Source organism: Micromonospora echinofusca, from assembly GCF_017614955.1.
Classification (GTDB): domain Bacteria; phylum Actinomycetota; class Actinomycetes; order Mycobacteriales; family Micromonosporaceae; genus Micromonospora; species Micromonospora echinofusca_A.
This window is the reverse complement of record NZ_WVUH01000580.1, coordinates 1-2,316: the sequence shown is the minus strand read 5'-3', so window position 1 is coordinate 2,316 and position 2,316 is coordinate 1. Positions and strand designations below refer to the sequence as shown.

The 2,316-nt window shown below is 76.6% G+C and carries 2 protein-coding genes; one reads left to right on the top strand and one right to left on the bottom strand.

Features of this window, described 5'->3' with window-relative positions; translation table 11 throughout:
• Window position 1: 1 nt before the first annotated feature.
• Window positions 2-1,432, bottom strand: a complete 1,431-nt coding sequence (locus GSF22_RS32930) for an aldehyde dehydrogenase family protein (protein ID WP_208817814.1) — start codon at window positions 1,430-1,432, stop codon at window positions 2-4.
• A 72-nt stretch (window positions 1,433-1,504) separates the two neighbouring features.
• On the opposite strand from GSF22_RS32930, the gene GSF22_RS32925 reads away from it, so the two are divergent.
• The coding region (locus GSF22_RS32925; protein WP_208817813.1) for a phytoene desaturase family protein at window positions 1,505-2,316 on the top strand (812 nt) is incomplete at its 3' end.

The window sequence follows — 2,316 nt, the reverse complement described above, 5'->3', positions numbered from 1 at the left end:
GTCACCAGCCGGGCGGGGGGGCCTCCAGGTGCACCACCTTCATGGCGGTCAGCTCGTCGAGCAGTTCCGGGCCGTACCCGAACCCCTGGCCGCTGCCCCGGCGCGGCTGCGCGGCACCACCGGGCGCCCCGCCGAACACCGCGTTGATCTTGACGGTGCCCACCGGCAGGTCCCGGCAGGCCCGCTGGGCGTGCGTCATCGACCCGGTCAGTACCGTCGCCGCCAACCCGTACGGCGACCGGCTGGCCCGGGACAGTGCCTCGTCGAACGAGTCGACCGTCACCACCGGGGCGACCGGCCCGAACGTCTCCTCCCGCAGCACCGCCATCTCGTCGGTGCACCCGGTCAGCACGGTCGCCGGGTAGAACGATCCCGGCCCGTCCGGGATCCGCCCGCCGGTCTCGATCCGGGCGCCGTCGGCCACCGCCGCCTGCACCTGCCCGTGTACGTGGTCCCGCAGCCGGCGGTCGACCAGCGGGCCGAGTTCGGTCCCCGGGTCGCGTCCCGGCCCCATCCGCAGCGCGTCGGCCCGTCGGGTCAGGGCGGCCACGAACGCGCCGGCCACCTGGGCGTGCACGTAGATCCGCTCGACCGCCACGCAGAGCTGCCCCGAGTTGGCGAACGCGCCGAGCGCGGCCTGCCCGGCGGCCCACTCCGGGTCCACGTCCCCGTCCACGATCAGCGGGTCGCTGCCCCCGTTCTCCAGCAGGGCCTTCGCCCCGGTCCGGGCGCAGGCCGCCGCGATCGACCGGCCGGTGGCCGTGGCCCCCACGTGGGCCACCACGTCGACCTGCTGGTCCGCCAGGGTCGCGCCGGTCTCGGCGCCCCCGGTGAGCAGGGTCAGCACGCCGGGTGGCAGGGCGGTGTCCAGCAGCCGGGCGAGCAGCCAGCCGGTGGCCGGGGTCCGCTCGCTCGGCTTGTGCACCACCGCGTTCCCGCTGACCAGGGCCGCCCCGAGCAGCCCGCAGGCCACCGCGACCGGATCGTTCCACGGGGTGAGGACCGCGACCACCCCCCGGGGCTGCGGCACCATCAGGTCGATCGCGTCGACGCCGCCGGCCAGGGTCCGGCCGCCGCGCAGCGGGCCGATTTCGGCGTACTGTCGCAGCGTGCCCACTCCGGCGACCACCCCGGCCCGGGCCGACTCCAACGGGCGGCCCATCTCGGCGGTCTGGACCGCCGCCAGTTCGTCGGCGGCGGCCTCCAGCGCGTCCGCCGCCCGGTGCAGCGCCTCGGCCCGGTCCGCCGCCGGGGTCGCCGCCCAGCCCGGTGCCGCCTTGCCGGCGGCGGCCACCGCGTGCGCCACCTCGGCCGCCGTGGCCACCGGCGCCCGGCTGACCGGCGTTCCGTCGGCCGGATCGTGGACGACCAGTTCACCTCCGGCGCCCCCGGCGCCCCACACCCCGTCGATCAACTGCTGCACCTCGTACATGGCGGGTCGGATGCCCCGGTCTGACGGTGACAAACGCGTTTCGCCCGGTTGGCTGCCGGGTAGCCCGCCGGGATGGGCATGATCTCCGACAGCGCGGACGCGATCGTGATCGGCGCCGGGCACAACGGCCTGGTGGCCGCCAACCTGCTGGCCGACGCGGGCTGGGACGTGCTGGTGCTGGAGGCCACCGAGGCGCCGGGCGGGGCGGTGCGCTCGGCCGAGGTGACCGTCCCGGGCTACCTCAGCGACCTGTACAGCTCGTTCTACCCGCTCGGGTACGCCTCGCCGGTGCTGCGCGGACTCGGCCTGGACCGGTACGGCCTGACCTGGCGGCACGCCCCCGACGTGCTGGCGCACCTGCTGCCGGACGGCCGGGCGGCGGTACTCAACACCGACCGGCAGGTCACCGCCGCCTCGTTGGAGTCCTTCGCCCCCGGGGACGGGGCGCGCTGGTTGCGGGCGTACGACGACTGGCGGCAGGTCTCCGGGCCGCTGCTGGGTGCCGTCCTCACCCCGTTCCCGCCGGTCCGCGACGGGGTGACCCTGCTACGCCGGTTGGGTACCGGTGGCGCGTTGCGGCTGGCCCGCCGGTTGGTGCTGCCGGTACGCCGGCTCGGCGCGGAACTGTTCCGGGGGGCCGGCGGTCCGGCGCTGCTGGCCGGCTGCGCCCTGCACACCGACCTGTCCCCGGACGAGGCGGGGTCCGGGGTGTACGGCTGGCTGCTGGCCATGCTCGGGCAGGAGGTTGGCTGGCCGGTACCGGCCGGCGGGGCGCAACGGATCACCGACGCCCTGGTCGACCGGCTGCGGGACCGGGGCGGCCGGATCAGCTACCGGGCCCGGGTGGACCGGGTGCTCGTCGCCCGGGGCCGGGCGACGAGCAC